Annotated in this window: 17 protein-coding genes; 10 read left to right on the top strand and 7 right to left on the bottom strand. The window is 63.5% G+C overall.

What is annotated here, in order from left to right; translation table 11 throughout:
* Positions 1 to 9 precede the first annotated feature (9 nt).
* Together FO013_RS12025 and FO013_RS12020 are read right to left on the bottom strand one after the other, a co-directional pair.
* Positions 10 to 717: a rhomboid family intramembrane serine protease gene (locus FO013_RS12025; RefSeq protein WP_143922771.1), complete on the bottom strand. Its 708-nt coding sequence runs from the start codon at positions 715 to 717 to the stop codon at positions 10 to 12.
* Between the two features lie 75 nt (positions 718 to 792).
* A complete protein-coding gene (locus FO013_RS12020) occupies positions 793 to 1,332 on the bottom strand; it encodes a peptidylprolyl isomerase (RefSeq protein ID WP_143922770.1) in 540 nt (179 codons plus the stop codon).
* A 172-nt stretch (positions 1,333 to 1,504) separates the two neighbouring features.
* On the opposite strand from FO013_RS12020, the gene FO013_RS12015 reads away from it, so the two are divergent.
* On the top strand, positions 1,505 to 2,353 hold the full coding sequence (locus FO013_RS12015) for a hypothetical protein (protein WP_260848118.1): 849 nt from the start codon (positions 1,505 to 1,507) through the stop codon (positions 2,351 to 2,353).
* Between the two features lie 130 nt (positions 2,354 to 2,483).
* On the opposite strand, the gene FO013_RS12010 is transcribed toward FO013_RS12015, so the two are convergent.
* Together FO013_RS12010 and argS are read right to left on the bottom strand one after the other, a co-directional pair.
* Complete coding sequence (locus FO013_RS12010) at positions 2,484 to 3,755, bottom strand: MFS transporter (RefSeq protein ID WP_143922768.1); 1,272 nt, start codon at positions 3,753 to 3,755, stop codon at positions 2,484 to 2,486.
* The gene (gene argS / locus FO013_RS12005; protein ID WP_143922767.1) at positions 3,752 to 5,476 is read right to left on the bottom strand and encodes an arginine--tRNA ligase; all 1,725 of its coding nucleotides are present in this window, start codon (positions 5,474 to 5,476) and stop codon (positions 3,752 to 3,754) included. Before argS ends, FO013_RS12010 begins: the two co-directional genes overlap by 4 nt.
* Before the next feature lie 165 nt (positions 5,477 to 5,641).
* Between argS and FO013_RS12000 the strand changes: the two genes are divergently transcribed.
* Positions 5,642 to 8,938: a S41 family peptidase gene (locus FO013_RS12000; protein ID WP_143922766.1), complete on the top strand. Its 3,297-nt coding sequence runs from the start codon at positions 5,642 to 5,644 to the stop codon at positions 8,936 to 8,938.
* Positions 8,939 to 9,323: 385 nt separating this feature from the next.
* Here FO013_RS12000 and FO013_RS11995 read toward each other — a convergent pair whose 3' ends face one another.
* A complete protein-coding gene (locus FO013_RS11995; RefSeq protein ID WP_143922765.1) occupies positions 9,324 to 9,938 on the bottom strand; it encodes a hypothetical protein in 615 nt (204 codons plus the stop codon).
* Between the two features lie 262 nt (positions 9,939 to 10,200).
* Between FO013_RS11995 and FO013_RS11990 the strand changes: the two genes are divergently transcribed.
* The 5 genes from FO013_RS11990 (at position 10,201) to FO013_RS11970 (ending at position 15,456) form a co-directional block, all read left to right on the top strand.
* Positions 10,201 to 11,028 (top strand): enoyl-CoA hydratase-related protein, encoded by an 828-nt coding sequence (locus FO013_RS11990; protein WP_143922764.1) that lies wholly within the window; start codon positions 10,201 to 10,203, stop codon positions 11,026 to 11,028.
* A 46-nt stretch (positions 11,029 to 11,074) separates the two neighbouring features.
* The gene (locus FO013_RS11985; RefSeq protein ID WP_186293078.1) at positions 11,075 to 12,220 is read left to right on the top strand and encodes an acyl-CoA dehydrogenase family protein; all 1,146 of its coding nucleotides are present in this window, start codon (positions 11,075 to 11,077) and stop codon (positions 12,218 to 12,220) included.
* An 82-nt stretch (positions 12,221 to 12,302) separates the two neighbouring features.
* A complete protein-coding gene (locus FO013_RS11980) occupies positions 12,303 to 13,049 on the top strand; it encodes an SDR family NAD(P)-dependent oxidoreductase (protein ID WP_143922762.1) in 747 nt (248 codons plus the stop codon).
* 69 nt (positions 13,050 to 13,118) lie between these two features.
* A complete protein-coding gene (locus tag FO013_RS11975; RefSeq protein ID WP_143922761.1) occupies positions 13,119 to 14,816 on the top strand; it encodes an AMP-binding protein in 1,698 nt (565 codons plus the stop codon).
* Positions 14,806 to 15,456, top strand: coding sequence for a TetR/AcrR family transcriptional regulator (locus FO013_RS11970; protein ID WP_186293077.1), 651 nt, complete (start codon positions 14,806 to 14,808; stop codon positions 15,454 to 15,456). The genes FO013_RS11975 and FO013_RS11970 overlap by 11 nt, the downstream gene beginning before the upstream one ends.
* A gap of 33 nt (positions 15,457 to 15,489) precedes the next feature.
* Here FO013_RS11970 and FO013_RS11965 read toward each other — a convergent pair whose 3' ends face one another.
* Together FO013_RS11965 and FO013_RS11960 are read right to left on the bottom strand one after the other, a co-directional pair.
* A complete protein-coding gene (locus tag FO013_RS11965; protein ID WP_143922759.1) occupies positions 15,490 to 16,269 on the bottom strand; it encodes a pyrimidine reductase family protein in 780 nt (259 codons plus the stop codon).
* Complete coding sequence (locus tag FO013_RS11960) at positions 16,262 to 16,438, bottom strand: hypothetical protein (protein ID WP_186293076.1); 177 nt, start codon at positions 16,436 to 16,438, stop codon at positions 16,262 to 16,264. Before FO013_RS11960 ends, FO013_RS11965 begins: the two co-directional genes overlap by 8 nt.
* 229 nt (positions 16,439 to 16,667) lie before the next feature.
* Here FO013_RS11960 and FO013_RS11955 point away from each other — a divergent pair, with 229 nt between their 5' ends.
* From FO013_RS11955 to FO013_RS11945, 3 genes are all read left to right on the top strand, one after another.
* Complete coding sequence (locus FO013_RS11955) at positions 16,668 to 17,033, top strand: DUF488 domain-containing protein (protein WP_143922758.1); 366 nt, start codon at positions 16,668 to 16,670, stop codon at positions 17,031 to 17,033.
* Between the two features lie 62 nt (positions 17,034 to 17,095).
* Positions 17,096 to 17,281, top strand: coding sequence for a hypothetical protein (locus FO013_RS11950; protein ID WP_143922757.1), 186 nt, complete (start codon positions 17,096 to 17,098; stop codon positions 17,279 to 17,281).
* Between the two features lie 50 nt (positions 17,282 to 17,331).
* Complete coding sequence (locus FO013_RS11945) at positions 17,332 to 17,688, top strand: VOC family protein (RefSeq protein ID WP_143922756.1); 357 nt, start codon at positions 17,332 to 17,334, stop codon at positions 17,686 to 17,688.
* Positions 17,689 to 17,752: the final 64 nt, after the last annotated feature.

Genomic DNA, 17,752 nt, shown 5'->3' with positions numbered 1-17,752 from the left:
CGGTGCTCTTCACCTGGCGGCGATCTGCCAGGCGTCGTTGATCTGCCACGCGCTGGCAGCGAGCATCATGAGAAGCAGCCCGAGGGCCGCGAGTGCGAACATCAGCGTCGACTGCTTCTTCGGCACCAACAGAGCACCGCAGCCGAGCACGAAACCGGCGATGAGTCCGCCGAGGTGGGCCTGCCAGGACACTCCTGCGACGAGTAATCCGTATCCGAAGTTGAGGGCAACGAACAGCACGACCCCCGTGATGTTGCGGTCGAGCTTCCGGGTCGGCACCAGCAGCACGCCGATGATCGCGAAGACCGCACCGGAGGCACCGATGTTGTTCGTCACCCAATCCACAGAGAACGGCTTCGCGAGAACGAGGACCATGACGGATCCACCGATCGCTCCCAGCAGATAGAGGACGAGGAATCGCCAGCGGCCAAGAGCTCGCTCGACGAATGATCCGAAGAAGAACAGGCCGATCATATTGGCCAGGAGGTGGAACGGTGAGGGCTGGTCGTGCACCAGTGCCACCGTGAGAACCCGCCACGGCTGTTCGAGCACGAGGGCGGGTACGAAGCTCAGCCGATGGGTCAGATCCAGGCTGGGCAGCAGTTGAGCCAGGAAGATCACGCCCGTGAGGATCATGATCACACTGGTGACCAGCGGAGGGGTCACAGAAAGGGCCCGGCCGGTCTCCCGGGCCGAGCCCTCCTGAGGTGTGTCCATCACACCATGGTACTCAGTTCAGTCAGTCTCAGTACCCCAGGACAGCAGGTACCGATGCTCACCGGCGAATCGGAGTCAGCCGTTGATGTCGACCGATTCCAGGACGACTGGCTCGACTGGCTTGTCCATGGCAGCAGTGCGGACGTTGTTGATCTCGTCGACGACCTTCTGCGAGGCTTCATCGGCGACCTCGCCGAAGATGGTGTGCTTGCCGTTGAGCCATGGGGTCTCGGCGGTTGTGATGAAGAACTGCGAGCCGTTGGTGCCGCGTCCCATCTGCTTCCCGGCGTTGGCCATGGCCAACAGGTACTTGCGATCGAACTGGAGTTCCGGGTGGATCTCATCATCGAAGGTGTAGCCCGGGCCGCCGGTGCCGGTGCCCAGCGGGCAACCGCCCTGGATCATGAAGTCCGAGATGATGCGGTGGAAGTTGAGGCCGTCGTAGAAGGGGCGCTTGGTGGGTTCGCCGGTGGCAGGGTCGGTGAATTCGCGCTCACCCTTGGCCAGTTCCACGAAGTTGGCAACAGTCTTCGGCGCGTGGTTGCCGAAGAGGTTGATGGTGATGTCACCATGGTTGGTGTGCAGGACTGCTGTATGCGTAGAAGCTGTAGTCATAGGGCCATTCTTCCACGCCCCGGAGTCTTCCGCAGATTCGGCCGGCTCGGTTTGCAGACTCTGTCAGCGTATCTGCAGACAATTTCATGACGGCGTGATGTCCGGCGGCTTGCACCTAGGCCGTAGACTGAGACTGATCAATTGACCCCGACAAAGAGGATTGGGAATGTTCATGTCGAAGAAGTCAGCTCGAGATCCGTTCACTTCGAAGCTCGATTCCGCGAAGAAGACGTCACTCCGAGTCCTGGCCGATGCCAGCGGGGCCGCAAGTCCAAAACTCCGCGAAGCCGCTGACAAGGCACGCCCTCAGGTCGAGGCGCTTGCAGAAAAGGCTCGACCGCAGGTCGAAGCACTGGCCGATCGGGCCGAAGGTCTTGCCGTCAAAGCCCGCCCTCAGGTCGAAGCATTCGCCGACAAGGCGAATGACCAGGTTCACGCCTGGGCGGACAAGCTCGATGCCTACCGCCCCGAGGCCACCGAACGTGCCGGCAAGTTCGCGACCAATGCCGCCAACTCGCTGGCAGCCGTTGAGACCCCCCAGCTCGTCGACGATCTCGCTGTGCGCCTGACCGGCGACAAGAAGGCCGTGAAGAAGGCCCGCAAGGCCCTCACGAACGCCGGAAAGCGGATCCAGAAGGACACTGCACGCAAGTCCGGCGGCCGCAAGGCCGCAGTCGTGTGGACCTTGGTCATCGGCTCGGCAGCCGGAATCGGCTACTACGTGTGGAAGAAGGCGCAGCCGGTCGAGGACCCATGGTCGACACCGCTGCCCAACAACCGTCCGGAAGATGCTCGTCCGGTGGGCTCGACCCCCGCGTCCCGCCAGGGAACGGCACCCGAGGTTTCGCAGACTGCAGTACCCGAGTCGAAGACTGCCGAGGCCGCCCCCACGGCAGCACCGACTCCGAAGCCTGCAACCGAGGCCAAGGACACCAAGGCAACGCCGGCGACCATCGTCAAGCCTGCCGAGGATTCGACGTCAGCCGCCGAGACGGTGGAAGACAAGAACGCCAAGCACTGATCTGTCCGGAGAGGTCGACTGACATGGTCAACTGACCGGTCGATCGACCGGCCCAGACAGAGAGAACGGCTCCCGCCGCTGAAGTTCGCTCACGTGAAGACGTGAGAACAACAGCTGCGGGGGCCGTTCGTCATTCACCCAGAACCTCACGCTTGTTGGCCGGCCCACCACCCCGGAAGCGACCCGAGATGCGGACCGCCAGCAGCCCCGCGATCGTGAAGGCAAGAGTCGCTGCGAGGATGAGCAGAATCGGGGCCGTCCACCCATCGGTGACGTTGCCCAGCCAACCTGCGAACGGCGGGGCCAACGTGGCAGCGAGGTAACCGCCTCCCTGCACCCGCGCCGAGGCAGAGGCGGTTTCCCGGTCGCTTCCGGCGGAGCGGGCGATGATGGAGAAGATCGCGGTGAATCCGCCACCTTGGGCGATTCCGCCGGTGATCGCCCACAGTACGTATGAGCTCGGAGCGAGCAGCAGCCCTGTCGGGAGCGAGAGCCACAGCGCGGCGATGATCGCCACCGGCACCCAGGGCTTGGTTCTGGCCGCCAGCAGCGGAACACCGAATGCTCCGAGGATGGCAGCGATCTGAAACAGCGAGGCGGTCCCGCCCGAGGCTGCCGAGTCTAACCCTCCTGTTTCGGAGAGAATCGAGGGCAGCCACGTGGTGGTCGTGTAGTAGGCAATCGACTGTCCGCTGAAGGTGATCACGAGCAGTGCGATGATGGCACGGAATTCGGGAGGTGCCTCGCGCCAAGGACGACGTGCCGGTGTGGGTGCTGGTGATGCCGGCGCATCCGCCGAGGCTGCGAGGATTGCGTTGCGTCGGATCCGCAGCCGGATCACGAACAGCCAGTAGAAGAGTCCGATCACGGCCAGAGCACCCCAGATGGCCACGGCCCACCGCCACCCGACTGCTGCAGCCAGGGGACCCGTGCCGAGCAGGGTGATCATGGAGCCGACATTCATTGTGGCCGAGTACAGGCCCGTCACCATCGACACCTGGCTCCATGGGACTTCGCGCCGGATGATCACCGGCACAGCGATATTGCCCAGAGCGATGGCGAAGCCGATGATTCCGGTGCCCGCGAGCACGAGCCAAGGCGGACCGAGCGAGCGCAGCACGGTTCCGAGGAGCACACCGGTGAGGCAGGACAGCACCGTCGCCTCCGCACCGAAGCGTCCGATGGTCTTCCCCGCAACAGGGGTGACGAGGGCGAACAGCAGCACCGGCAGACCGGTGAGGAGGCCCACCCCGGCAGCGCTCAGCCCGGTGTCGTCCTGAATGTCACCGAGGACGGCGGTCGGTGCGATGATCGGTGCCCGCAGATTGATCGCCAGAACGACGATGCCCACGACCATCCACGGCAGCATCCGCCGGGCGACGAACGGGTCCGGCTGGTTCACATGCGCTCGGGCACGCGGATGCCCAGGACGCCGAGGCCGGCCTCAAGCACCTCGAGGACCGTCTGGCTCAGACGCAGCCGGGAATCGCGCACCTCGACGGATTCGGCGATGAGGACCGGGCACTGCTCGTAGAACGAGGTGAACGACTGGGCGAGGTCGAAGAGGTACGTGCACAGCCGGTGCGGCGTGGAGCCGGCGACCACCTCGGCGAGGACATCGGAGAACCCGAGGATCGCCAGTGAAAGGTCACGTTCGGCAGCCTCGCCGAGGTGGATCGGCGCAGCCGTGAACGCATCCCCGTCGGCCTTGCGCAGGATCGAGCGGATCCGGGCTCCGGCGTACTGGAGATAGGGTGCGGTGTTGCCGATCGGGGCGAGCATCCGGTCGAGGTCGAAGGTGTAGCTCGTGTCGTGGGCGACGGAGAGGTCGGCGTACTTCACGGCACCGATGCCCACGATCTGTGCGACCTCGGCTTCCTCTTCGGGGCTGAATTCGGCGTTCGACTCCTGCAGTGTGGTCTTCGCGCGGGCGACGGCCTCATTGAGGAGTTCGGCCAGGCGCACGGGGGCACCGCTGCGGGTACGCAGGATCTTCCCGTCGTCACCGAGCACGTTGCCGATCTTCACGTGCTCGACCGCAACCTCCTCGGGCAGCCAACCGGCGGCTCGAGCGATGGAGAAGATCATTTCGAAATGCATCGCCTGCGGGGTGCCGACGACGTAGAGGGCACGATCGGCACTGAGTGTGCGCACCCGATGGCGGACAGCCGCGAGGTCCGTCGTGGCGTAGCCGTAGCCGCCGTCGGACTTGCGGATGATGAGCGGCAGAGGTTCGCCCTCACGACCGGTGAAGCCCTCGGGGAAGACGCACAGTGCACCGTCGCTGATGCGGGCCAGGCCCTTCTCCTCGAGCTCTGCGCAGACCGCGGCAAGGTCATCGTTGTAGATGCTCTCACCTGCCAGGTCCTCATCGGTCAGGGTGACCTCGAGGAGTGAGTAGATGTTGTTGAAGTAGATCCTTGAGAACCCGACGAGGCGCTCCCAGAGTTCGAAGGTCTGCTCATCGCCGCCCTGCAGCGCGACCACGCGGGCACGTGCGCGAGTGGCGAAAGCCTCGTCGCTGTCGAACTTCGCGCGCGCGGCCTGGTAGAAGGCATTCGGGTTGGCCGAGATGTCCTGGGCCGTCTCCGATTCGATGCCGACGTCGAGGAGGTGCTCGATGAGCATGCCGAAGGGAGTGCCCCAGTCACCGATGTGGTTCTGGCGCACGACCGTGTTGCCGAAGTATTCGTGGGTCCTGGCCAGCGCGTCGCCGACGACGGTGGTCCGCAGGTGGCCGACGTGCATCTCCTTGGCGACGTTGGGCGCCGAATAGTCGATGACGATCCGCGCTGGGCTCGTCTCTGGCTCGACCTCGGTGGCGGTTCCCTGGTTCAGGGTCGATGCCAGGAACTCGGGGGTGAAGGTGAGGTTGATGAAGCCGGGACCGGATATCTCCGGGGTCTCACAGATCCCCTCGAGATCGAGGTTGGCCACGATCGTGGTCGCGATGTCGCGCGGTTTGGACTTCAGCTCCTTCGCCAAGGGCAGAGCCACGTTGGCCTGGAAGTCGGCGAACTGGCTGCTCCTGATCACAGGGTCGCGTCGCGTGAAATCCTCGCCGAAGGACTGTTCGAGGGCGAGTGCGAAACGATCGTTGAGAAGCGAAGTCAAAGATGGCATGACACTATTCTATTGGTCAGGGCCCGACTGCGCCGCATGGGCCGCGTCACCTCGGCGCCCAAGCCCGAGCATCTGCGCCGACGAGATCTCGCAGAGCGTGCAAATTGGCTGGGCATCCTCCTCTTTCACAGCTCCGTGTCCGTGCATGCTTGTAATGTGGGTCACGTGAATTCCAACACTTATCTCCGGTACCCGCACATCCACGGTGATCTCATCACTTTCGTTGCCGACGATGACGTGTGGCTCGTCGCCGCCGAGGGTGGGCGTGCTTGGCGCCTGACTTCGGATCATGCTCCCGCGCGCAGCCCCAGGTTCTCTCCTGATGGATCCCATATCGCCTATGTCTCGCACCGCGACGGCCACCCTGAGCTCATGCTCGGCGAGGTGGCTTCCGGTTCTCTGCACCGGCTCACCTGGCTGGGGTCGACGGCGATGACGATGCTCGGTTGGGCCGACGATGAACGCGTCCTCATCGGCTCAAACGCCAGCGAGTTCGAGTCACGCAATCACGTGGTGAGAGCAGTCGGAATCGACGGCAGCGTCGAACGCCTGTCCTGGGGCAGAGCCTCGGGAATGGCCCACCATCACTCATCGGTGACCGCCCTGTCCACTCCCTACAGTCGTGAACCCGCGCACTGGAAGCGCTACCGAGGGGGAACCGCTCCGCGACTCTGGCTTGATCGCAGCGCAGACGCCACGGGCAGCGGAGTCCAGTGGCAGCGGCTGCTGCGCAACGAAGAGGCATCACTGACCGACCCTCTGTGGGTGGGAGACTCACTGGTCATCACTTCTGACAAGGCCGCGAGCTTCCCCCATCATGCCAACGAGCAGGCGAACCTCTGGATCTGGGACGGCCTGGCCACACGCAGCGGTGGGGATCCGGGTGAACCTCGACAGCTGACGTTCCAAACCGAAGCCGAAGGGTACGTCCGCAATGCGACGACCGACGGCACGCGCATCGTGTGGCACAGCCGCGGTGAGATCCGCATCCTCGACAGCCTCGATGCCAACATCCGGACCCTCGCGGTACAGCTTCCGGGCACCCAAGTGCAGCCGCTCAACCTCGACTCGAAGTCCAGGATCGGCGCCATCGCCCCAGATCACGAGGGTAACGCCTCCCTCATCGAATGGCGAGGAAAGACCTTCTGGTTGGCTCATCGTGAGGGCCCCGCACGAGCGTTGTGCGCGGACTCTTCGATCCGCACACGCCTCCCAGTGGTGCTAGGACAGACTGGACAGGCGGCTTACGTCACCGACGTCGAAGGCGAGGATGCCATCGAAGTTCGCGCCACCTCGGCGACGGCTACGGAACGTCGGATAGGAGCGGGCGCTCTCGGCCGAGTTCTGCACATGACCTCCGATCCGTCCGGAAAGACCTTAGCCACGATCTCCCACGACGGAAGCGTCCGTCTCGTCGAGGCCGGGAACGGCAAGACCCGATTGGTTGGACATTCGGGCTTCGGTGAGGCCAGGTCTCCCGAGTTCTCACCCGACGGACGGTACCTCATCTGGTCACAGCCCACTCAGGGTGAGGAGCAGTTGGCGCAGCTCATGCTCGTCGACACCAAATCAGACCGTGAGGCGCTGGCGCTGACCAGCGGGAAGTACAACGACTATTCCCCCGCATTCACCGCCGACGGCAAATACGTGGTATTCCTGTCTGACCGGACTTTCGATCCTGCCTACAATCAGCACTCCTTCGATCTGTCGTTCAACGGTGTGACCAGACCGTGGCTGCTGCCGTTGAGCGCCACTGAGCCGGCTCCCTTCGGACCGACCTCGAGCGGTTGGGCGATCAGCGAACTGACCGATGAGGCGTCGAAGACAGACAAGACCAAGGCGGAGAAGTCCAAGGTCACCACCGTCGAATTGGATGTCGAGGGCGCCGAGGAGCGGATCCTCGCGTTCCCCGTCTCTGCCGGTGTCTTCCGGAAGCTTGAGGCGGCTGTCGGCGGTGTCCTGTGGATCCGTGCCGGGGAATCCGAGGACGGCGTGCTCGGCACCGACCTTGATGCCCCTCCCACAGAGTCGATCCAGTACTTCGATTTCGCCAAACGCAAACTCGTCACCATCGTCGACAAGGCAGATGCCTATTGGGTGAGTGGAGACGGCAAGCTCATGGTCGTCTACGATGACGGCGATGTGACGGTGCGTCCCAGCAACCGCAAGGTCGAAGACGACGATGACGAGTGCGTCGCGGTGGATCTCTCCCGGCTGCGCTTCGAACTCGACCAGCGTGCCGAGTGGCTGCAGATGTTCGAAGAGAACTCGCGCATCATGCGCGATCACTATTGGCGTGCAGACATGAACGGCGTGAACTGGGAAGGGGTCACCCTGCGGTGGCGCCGAGTCGCCGCGAAGGCACTGACCCATGATGATCTCGTCGATGTGCTGTGGGAGACGGTCGGAGAACTCAACACCTCTCATGCTTATGTCACGCCCTCGAATGCCCTGGGAAACCCGTCGAAACGACTCGGCTTCCTCGGTGCTGACTTGGAACGGACGCCGAGCGGTTGGCAGATCGCACGGATTCTGCCCGGTGAGAGCAGCGAACCCGCGGCAAGATCGCCATTGCGCCAGGCAGGTGTCGGAGCTCAGGAGGGCGACATCATCCTGGCTGTCGATGGCCAACGGGTCGATGAGGTACGCGGCCCCGCCGCCCACCTGCAGGGAGCCGGCAACAGGATCGTCGAACTCACCCTGCGCCGTGGCCGCAAGGACCGCGTGGTGGCAATCGTGCCGCTGACCAGCGAGGAGAAGCTGAGGTACCAGGACTGGGTACGGTCGAGGCGGGAATATGTGACGTCGAAGTCCGAGGGACGTGTCGGGTATGTGCACATCCCGGATATGATGCCCAACGGTTGGGCACAGCTGCACCGCGACCTCAGACAGGCGATGTCGGCCGACGCTGTCATCGTCGATGTCCGATTCAACCGCGGCGGCCATACCAGCGCGCTGGTGGCCGAACGCTTCGCCGATCGTGTCATCGCCTGGAACGCTGTGCGCAACTACGATGCCATGATCGCCGACCCCGAAGACGCACGCCGAGGGCCCGTGGCCTTCGTCGCGAACGAGTTCTCGGGCTCCGACGGCGACATCATCAATGCCCGTGCTCAGGCCAAGGGCTTAGGACCCGTCATCGGTGTGCGCACCTGGGGCGGAGTTGTCGGCATCGACGGCCGCTACGACCTCGTCGACGGCACCGGTGTGACTCAGCCGCGCTACTCCTTCTGGCTTGAGGGCAAAGGCTGGGATGTTGAGAACTACGGCGTCGAACCTGATATCGAGGTCGAGCATGACCCCTCACAGCTGTTCAGTGACGACGATCTGCAACTCGACCGTGCCATCGCCGAGGTGCTCTCCAGCCTGGAGAAGACCCCTGCGGCCATGCCCCCGGACTTCCCGGCCCCGCGCGTGCAAACACCCCCGAAGCCTCAAGCCCCAGCGGCGCCCATGGAGTAGTCCCCGCGACGGAGCCATGGAGTAGTCCCCGCGGCGGCGCCATGGAGTAGTCCCCGCGGCGACGCCAGCCCTCTGACGCCCACGGAGTAGTCCCGGCGACGCCCACGGAATAGTCCCCGCGGCGGCGCCATGGAGTAGTCCCGGCGGCGCCGGCCCTCCAACGCCCACGGAGCCGGCCCTCCAACGAAGCACCAGGCTCAGGCCCAGGATCTGGGCCTGGGCCTGGGCCTGCACAAACGCTACAGCCTGCGGTGCGATCTGTTCGTCAATAGTGACTGGCCACGGGCTTCGGTCAGCCGATTACTGTCCGCAATCGGTTTTCACTGTCTATAAACGTTCGCCGTAGAACGACCTGGCGACCGTTTGTGGACAGCAAATCGGCGTTTCACGCACGCTCACCGTGAACGGCAACGAGTGCCCACAGGCCGAACGCTAGGAGCACGAATCCGGAGACGATCCCGCTGAAGATGGGGATGAATGCTGGAATCGAGGCGAAGAAGGCGATGAAGCCGGCAATGCCGCACAGGGTGACGACTGTGGCGAGAATATGGAACCGGTCGAGTTTGAACACGTGGCCCAGCGCATAGAAGTGGGTGCCGACGACGAACGCCACCCAGGCCACGCCGAGTTCTGGATGTCCTAAACCGCTCAGCAGGCGCGTGCCGCCGAAGAGCGCCAGTGCTTCGATCCCGACAATGATCCAGTAGCTGCGTCCGAAGGGAACGGTCCGACGCGGCCCGGCCGCAGCCTGCCCCTCGGCGGACTCAACGGACGCAGCGGAGGAGACCTGGGCGCGCTTCATGCGGCTCAGTGAACGAATCGCGAAGAACACGATGACGGCGAAGGCCGCAATCCCCGTGACGAGTACGAGGATACGGCCCAGGGTCGAAAACGATGCGCTGTTGATGATGAGGAACACCAAACCGAATGCTCCGCCGATGAGGGAGCCGACCTCCGCACCGGCAGCCGGTTGCGGTCGGGTCTTACGGGGTTGAGTCATCACTGCCCTCTCGAGTGTGCACGGATACCACGGGAATACGAGGATCGGTTCTACCCTCACATTCTCGCACTCCGCACCGGATGTTCCGGTGAACCCGCAGAAACGATGGAGATTCACGATTCCGACTTCACCACTCAGACCTCACCGACTCAAGGGTATTGACCTTCGCGCTGAACTGGTGTTCACTTGGGGTGAACGTTGATTCACCTACTTTCGGGATCGGCTGCCGCCGCCCGAAGGACACCAGCTTGAGGAGGCAAAGATGCCAGCTACACACGGATCCGCGGCCGCTGCGCAGGAGTTCGCCGACATCCTCTACGAGGTCGAGGAATCCTATGCGGTCATCACCATCAACCGCCCAGAGTCGTTCAACTCCTTCCGCTCACAGACAGTCGACGAGCTCATCGAGGCGCTGACCCTGGCCTGGGGCGATAATCAAGTCCGCTCGATCATCCTCACCGGTGCCGGGCAGAAGGCATTCTGTGCCGGAGGGGACGTCAAGCAGAAAGCGAAGACCGGCGACTACGGCCCTAGCCGCTACGGGATGTTCCGCATCTCTGAACTCCACAAGACCATGCGATCCGTGCCGAAACCCATCATCGCCGCCGTCAACGGCGTCGCCGTCGGCGGGGGCAATGTCCTCAACACGCTGTGCGACATCACGATTGCCGCCTCCCATGCCCGGTTCGGCCAGGCCGGACCCAAGGTCGGATCCTTCGACGCCGGCTACGGCACGGCGTTCCTGGCCCGAGTCGTGGGCGAGAAGCGGGCACGGGAGATGTGGTACTTCTGCGAACTCATCGACGCCCGGAAGGCCGAGATGTGGGGCTTGGCCAATGAGATCGTCGAAGCTGACCAGCTCATACCCCGAGCCAAGGAACGAGCCCGAGCACTGGGTCTCAAAGCGCCGACGGCCCTGCGCTTCCTCAAGCAGTCGTTCAATGCCGACTCCGAGATGCAGACCGGTTTCACCAATCTGGCAATGAGCGCCCTCGACCTGTACGCGCACTCACCCGAGTCACATGAGGGCGCTGCCGCCTTCGCCGAGAAGCGCGATCCCGACTTCAGCAGCTTCGACAACGCGTACTGAACCACAGGCAATCAGGCGGACCAGCCCACCAGAACAGAGGATCACAGTGGACTTCGCAATCACCCCAGAGACCCAGTCGCTGCTCGACACTGCAGCGGCCTTCGAGGAGCGCCTCATCTCCGAGGCACGTGACCGGGAGAATGCCGGAAAGATCGGCACCGATCTGACACTGGAGATGGGCAGCGCCGGTCTCATCGCCCCGGAACTCTCGCCCCACCTCGGCGGGCAGGGCCAGACGAAGGTGACCGCGGGACTGGTCACCGAGGCGATTGCTCGCGGCGACCTCAACGTGGCGTATCTGCAGGTGGTGGGCTCATTGATGGGTCAGGTCATCGCGCGGAACGCGAGCGCCGAGGTGGCCGAACACTATTGCCGCCTCATCACCTCCGGTGCCGAAACAGTGGCCATCGGCCTCTCCGAGCCCGACGCCGGCTCGGATGCCGGCAATCCCCAGAGCACCGCCAAGCGTGACGGTGGGGATTGGATCATCAACGGCACGAAATCGATGTCACTGGCGCTGACCTCGACGGCCACGGTCATCTTCGCGAGGACCGATCCGAACGCGAAACGAGGCAAGGGCATCTCCGCCTTCCTCGTCGACCTCGACACCCCGGGAGTCGTCCGCACCCCGATCACCGATATGGGACAGTCCGCGGTGGCCCGTGGCTCGGTGGACTTCACCGATGTCAGGGTTCCGGGCGATCACCTCCTCGGCGCGGAGGGAGCAGCGTTCTCCCAGGTCATGCAGGGCTTCGACTTCTCCCGTGCTCTCATCGGCCTGCAGTGCACGGGCAGTGCCACCCGAGCGATCGAGGACGCCTGGGACTATGTGAAGGGCCGGGAGGCATTCGACCAGCCGCTGTCGAAGTTCCAGGGCGTCTCATTTCCCCTCGCCGAGGCGGAGACGAAGATGACCGCCGCCAGGCTGCTGTGTCTGAACACTCTATGGCTCGGCGACGAAGGTCTGCCTCACACCTCACAGGCGGCGATGTGCAAGTGGTGGGCTCCCCTGGAGTCCTATCACGCCATCCATCAATGCCTTCTTCTGCACGGCCAGAACGGCTACAAGCAGGATCGTGACGTGGAGAAGCGTCTCCGGGACGTGCTCGGCATGCAGATCGGGGACGGAACCGCACAGATCATGAAACTCGTCATCGCCAGGGAGTCGGCCGGGCGTGCCTTCGCCCCCTGACCAGCACACATCTTGGCCCGCACACATTCGACAAAGGCAGCTGACCAGCACATCTGAGCACCATCCGAAGGGACCACACATCATGTCTGCACTGGACAATCGCATCATCATCGTCACCGGCGCCGCCTCGGGGATCGGCAAAGGCATCGCCACCCGCCTGGCCGCAGACGGAGCCACCGTCGTCGTCGCCGACCTCGACGCGACGAAGTCACAGGAAACCGCCTCGGCGCTGGGAAATGATTCCATCGGCGTCGCCGTCGATGTCACCGATCGGGCCAAGGTCGATGCCATGACCACCCAGGTGATAGAGACGTTCGGCCGCATCGACGTCCTCGTCAACAATGCCGGCTGGGACAAGGTCGAACCCTTCATGGACTCGACAGCCGAGACCTGGGACCGAGTCATCGCGATCAACCTGATCGGCACCCTCAACTGCACGCAGTCGGTCGCCTCCCACATGATCGCCGCCGAATCCGGGGCTGTGATCAGCATCGGCTCCGATGCCGGACGCGTGGGCTCGAGCGGTGAGGCCGTGTACTCGGCGGCCAAGGGCGGCATCATCTCCTTCTCCAAGACCTTCGCCCGCGAGGTCGCACGGCACAACATCACCTCCAACTGCGTGTGCCCGGGACCGGCCGACACTCCGCTGTTCGCTGAGATCTCCGAGGACAACCCGAAGCTGCGCACTGCACTGGAGAAGGCGATCCCCATGCGCCGCCTGGCACAGCCCGACGATCTGGCGAATGCCGTCGCCTTCTTCGCCAGTCCCGAATCCACCTACGTCACGGGTCAGACGCTCTCCGTCTCCGGCGGACTCACCATGGCCTGACCCTCTCCCACCGATTCACCTCAACGATCCACAACCACCGGCACGAGACCAGCGCAAAGGAGCCCTGACATGCCAACCCGATTCGACACGATCCTCACCGACACCCTCATCGACAAGCACACCTCGACAGGTGCCTGGAAGAACAAGACGCTGCTCGATCATCTGGACCGTTGGACGAGCGAGACTCCCGATTCGGTCGTGTCTCGAGACCCCTATGGAAGCCACACATACCGACAGCTCTCCGCCGACGCCGAGGCGTGTGCCAGAGCCCTCGTCGACCTCGGTGTGCAACCGGGTGAGGTGGTGGGCATCCACCTGCCCAATTGGTACGAATGGTTGGTCATCCACCTCGGCGCCCTCAAGGCGGGGGCGGTCACGAACGGTCTCATCCCGATCTACCGCGACCGCGAGATCGGATACATGGCGAAGAAGGCCGCAGTCACGGTTCTCTTCGTCCCCAACCGGTTCCGCAGATTCGACTACCCGGATATGGTCGACCGCCTCAGGGACAAACTGCCTGATCTGCGGCATACGATCGTCCTCGACGCCCCCGGAGAAGATCCATTCACCTCCCGCGAGGGCTTCGAACGATGGACGGACTTCCTGGATCGCGGCACGGGAAGCTCACCGGGGTCAGCTGGTTCGTCAGGACCGGCCGCGGCAGCGGCGAGCATCGACTGGGAGACGCGGAGGCCCGATCCCAATGATGTCGGTCTGATCCTCTTCACCTCAGGGACGACAGGTGACCCCAAGGGGGTCATGCACACACACAATTCGGTGCTCTCCGCGTCACTGCCCTGGCCCGATCGCCTGGGCCTCGGGAACGGCTCCGTCATCCACATGGCCTCGACCTTCGGCCATCTCACCGGGTACATGTACGGAGTCTGCCTACCGCTGCTCATCGGCGGGAGCGGTGTGTTCCAGGATGTCTGGAACGGCGAGGAGTTCGCGCGACTGATCGAAGAGTTCGGCATCGAGCACACTTCGGGCGCCACCCCATTCCTGCACGATCTCATCGAGGCCGCCAAGACCACGGATCGTGATCTCTCGAGTCTCAGACACTTCTGCTGCATGGGCGCTCCGATTCCACGCGTCATGGTCCACGAGGCCAAGGAGCTGCTCCCCAACCTCAACGTCTTCGGCGGTTGGGGGCAGACCGAATGCGGACTGGTCACCATGACCGCCCCCGGCGATTCCGATGACAAGGTCACGAGCACAGACGGTCGTGCGCTCGGCGATATGCAGGTGCGTATCGTCGATCCGCTCGGCGAACCGGTCCCCGCCGGAACCGAGGGAAAGGTGCAGGTCAAGGGCCCGTTCCTGTTCGTCGGGTATCTCAGCGAACCGAAGCTCACCGACGAAGCCTTCGACGGCGACTGGCTGGACACCGGCGATATCGCAGAGATGGACGGTGAGGGCTTCATCAAGATCGGCGGTCGATCGAAGGACATCATCATCCGCGGTGGAGAGAACATTCCCGTCGCCTACGTCGAGAACATCTTGTACGAGCACCCCGCCATCTCCCAAGTGGCGATAGTGGCGGTGCCCCACCCCCGCCTGCAGGAGATCGCGTGTGCCGTGGTCACACTGCGAGAAGGCCACACGTTCACCATGGATGACCTGCGCGAATTCTTCGCCTCCAAGGGCGTGACCAAACACTATTGGCCGGAGACCCTGCAGTGCCTCGATGAGTTCCCGCGGACCCCGAGCGGTAAGATTCAGAAGTTCAAGCTGCGGGAGGAAGTGGTCAGCAGACATGACAAGTGAGACTCATGACGTCAACGCCGTAGTTCGCGGTGCTCGCGCGGAATTCCGTGAGAAGCAGATCGTCGATGCCGCCGTCCGCCTCATGCAGACGAAGGGCTCACATGCCGTGTCGATGCAGGCGATCGCCAAATCTGCCGGTGTCAGCGTCGGACTGCTGTACAAGTACTTCTCAGATCGGGAGCAGATCGTGCTGGCCGCGATCACCCGGGTTCTCGAGGACTTCCGGCTGCGCGTGCCGGCGGTGATCGAGGCGACCGAGGATCCCGTGCATCGGATCATTGCGGCTTTCACCGAGTTCTGTCAGGTCGTCGATGATCATCGTCAGGCCGTCGTCCTGACCTATCAGACGTCCAGGTCGCTCTCACGCGCCGGACTGGCGTCCATCCAGTCCCAGGAGCTGGCCACACTGCAGCCGCTCATCGATGTCGTCGCCGAGGCTGCCGACAAGGGTGACCTGCACGAGGTCGATGCGAGTACGCTCGGACACAACCTCATGACGCTGGCTCATATGTGGGCCCTCAAGCACTGGTACTTCCAGCAGACGCAGGTCAGTCTCGGCCAGTACATCGACCGGCAGGTTCGCACCGTGGTGCTGAGCAACCTCAGCGATAGCGCGCGGAAGAGAGTGAAGCTGAACTAGCGTCCGCTGCTCCCGTGGTGTCTCAGCTCGCCTCTACCGACCTGCAGGTTGGTAGAGCAGATAGAGAAATCCGTCGTCGGTGCCGTAGAGGGTCTTCAGCTCGAGTTCGACCGGCGGATCGAACTGGGCACCGCGCAGGATCCTCGTCTCGTTCCCGGCGACCAGAGTCGGGCTGCGGGTCAGACACAGTTCGTCGACGTCTCCTGCCTCCAGCAGGTCGGTGAACAGCTGGGGTCCGCCCTCGCACACGATCCTGGCGAATCCACGCGACCGGAGTTCAGCGATCGCCGCGCTCAGGTCCACCGACGATTGACCGGTCACGATCACCTCGGCGACCTCAGCAGCCTGTGCACGTGCCTGAGCGGGTGCGTCTGCGCAGGTGATGAGCATGGTCCGGGCAGAGCGGGAAGCCTCGGTGAACAGCGAGGCTGAGAAATCGAGATCCAGACTGTGTGAGACCACCGCCATTGGTGCCGTGGGGCTGCGGTTCTCACGCAGATGCCGCCATTGCGCATCGTCCTCGGCGGGACCGTAGACCTCGGTCCTGGCAGTGCCGGCGCCGACGAGGATGACATCTGCCGATGCCCGGTTGAGGGCGAACAGCTGCTTGTCGATGTCATTGCCCAGACCTCCGGCGTGACCGGCGATGGTCCCGGCCCCATCGACCGAGGCCACGAACACTGCGCGCACCCACTGGTCGACATCCTCGGGGAAGGCGAAGGCCTCAGGCAGAGTCACCGTCGCCAGTGGTGCGGGGAACAGCCTGTTCACGTTCGAGGCGTCGGCTGGTGCGTCGGCTGGTGCGTCACCCATCAACAGCACATCTGCGCACGAGTCCGCTGACATCACCGAGGAAGTCCTTGACCTCAGCTTCCGCGCCCGGGTGGACGTCGACGACGAGGAAGATCGCGAAGGGGGCAGGCGGACCCAGAATGTGCCGCGGGGTCCTCCCGTTCGGAAGCGCCGTGTTCTGTACCGTCACGCCGTCATCTCCTCGGTCGCAAGAATGATCATCGAGGTGAACTGCGCCATCGCAATGGTGCTTGACTGGTCAGTATACGCCCCCTGTGACAACGGTCGGCAACCTTCTGACAACGGGAGATATCCGTCTTCGACAACCGCGAACGTGCCCCTTGCCGCGCACTTCGTCTGTTCTACACTGGGGTCAGGACGACAGCACTGAGGCCAGCACGACAGCATGGAGGCCGCTCATGACGCAGAAGCATCAGGTACAGGTTCGGCGGGCCTACGACGACCCGGCTCACAACGATGGCACTCGTATCCTCGTCGACCGGATGTGGCCACGCGGAGTGAGCAAGGACAAGGCCGAACTCGACGACTGGCTCAAGGAACTGGCTCCTTCGAGTGATCTGCGCAAGTGGTACTCCCACGATCCCGATAAGTTCGAGGAGTTCTCGCGGCGCTACCGCGACGAGCTCAAGGACGATTACCATGCCGCGGCGCTCGAGCAGCTCAAGGAGTACGCGAAGAAGGGCAAACTGACCCTCATCACGGCTTCGAAGCGCGACGACATCAGCGACGCGACGGTGCTCAAACAAGTTCTGGATAGGAAATAAGTCTCCGGCAGTCGCAGCTGCGACACGGCTGGAACCACACCACAACCGGACAGGGACATGACGTGAGCGAAACAGAGCCAGAGGGCACCGAGCCCAATACCGATGTCCAGCGCGGCATCGAACCGGACACACGGGATTGGGCTGATGTACTCGAGGCCGGGTGCGCCGAGTGCGGGTTCACGGTGACCTCGCTGACCCGCTATGGGTTTCACGAACTCAAGCACCACCTGCAGGATGTCGGTGCCTGAAGCAGCATAGGTCCATTCACAGTCGACTATGGACACATTAGTCTGTGGACATGGGACTGGAATGGGAACAGCTCGTCGTCGATGCCCACGATCCGCATGTGCTCGGCCACTGGTGGGCGGAGGCTCTCGGATGGATTGTCATCTATGAGGACGAGGACGAAGTGGAGATCAGAGCCGAGGAACACTCTCTCCCAGGCCTTCTCTTCGGAGTCGACCCGGAGACCAAGACCGTGAAGAATCGCCTTCACCTCGACTTCCGTCCCGAAAACCAGTCCGCCGAAGTGGATCGACTCCTCGCACTCGGCGCCCACCGAGCCGATGTGGGCCAGACCGAGGACGAACCCTGGGTTGTCCTGGCCGATCCGGAAGGCAACGAGTTCTGCGTGCTCTCATCACGCAGAAAGTAGTGCGTGGGCGCAGCGCAGGAATCTATTGGACCCTGTCTGCCCGACGCCTTCGGTGCCCGAACCC

Source organism: Brevibacterium aurantiacum, assembly GCF_007558825.1.
GTDB classification, from domain to species: Bacteria; Actinomycetota; Actinomycetes; order Actinomycetales; family Brevibacteriaceae; genus Brevibacterium; species Brevibacterium aurantiacum_A.
This window is presented reverse-complemented; position numbering and strand designations above follow the sequence as displayed.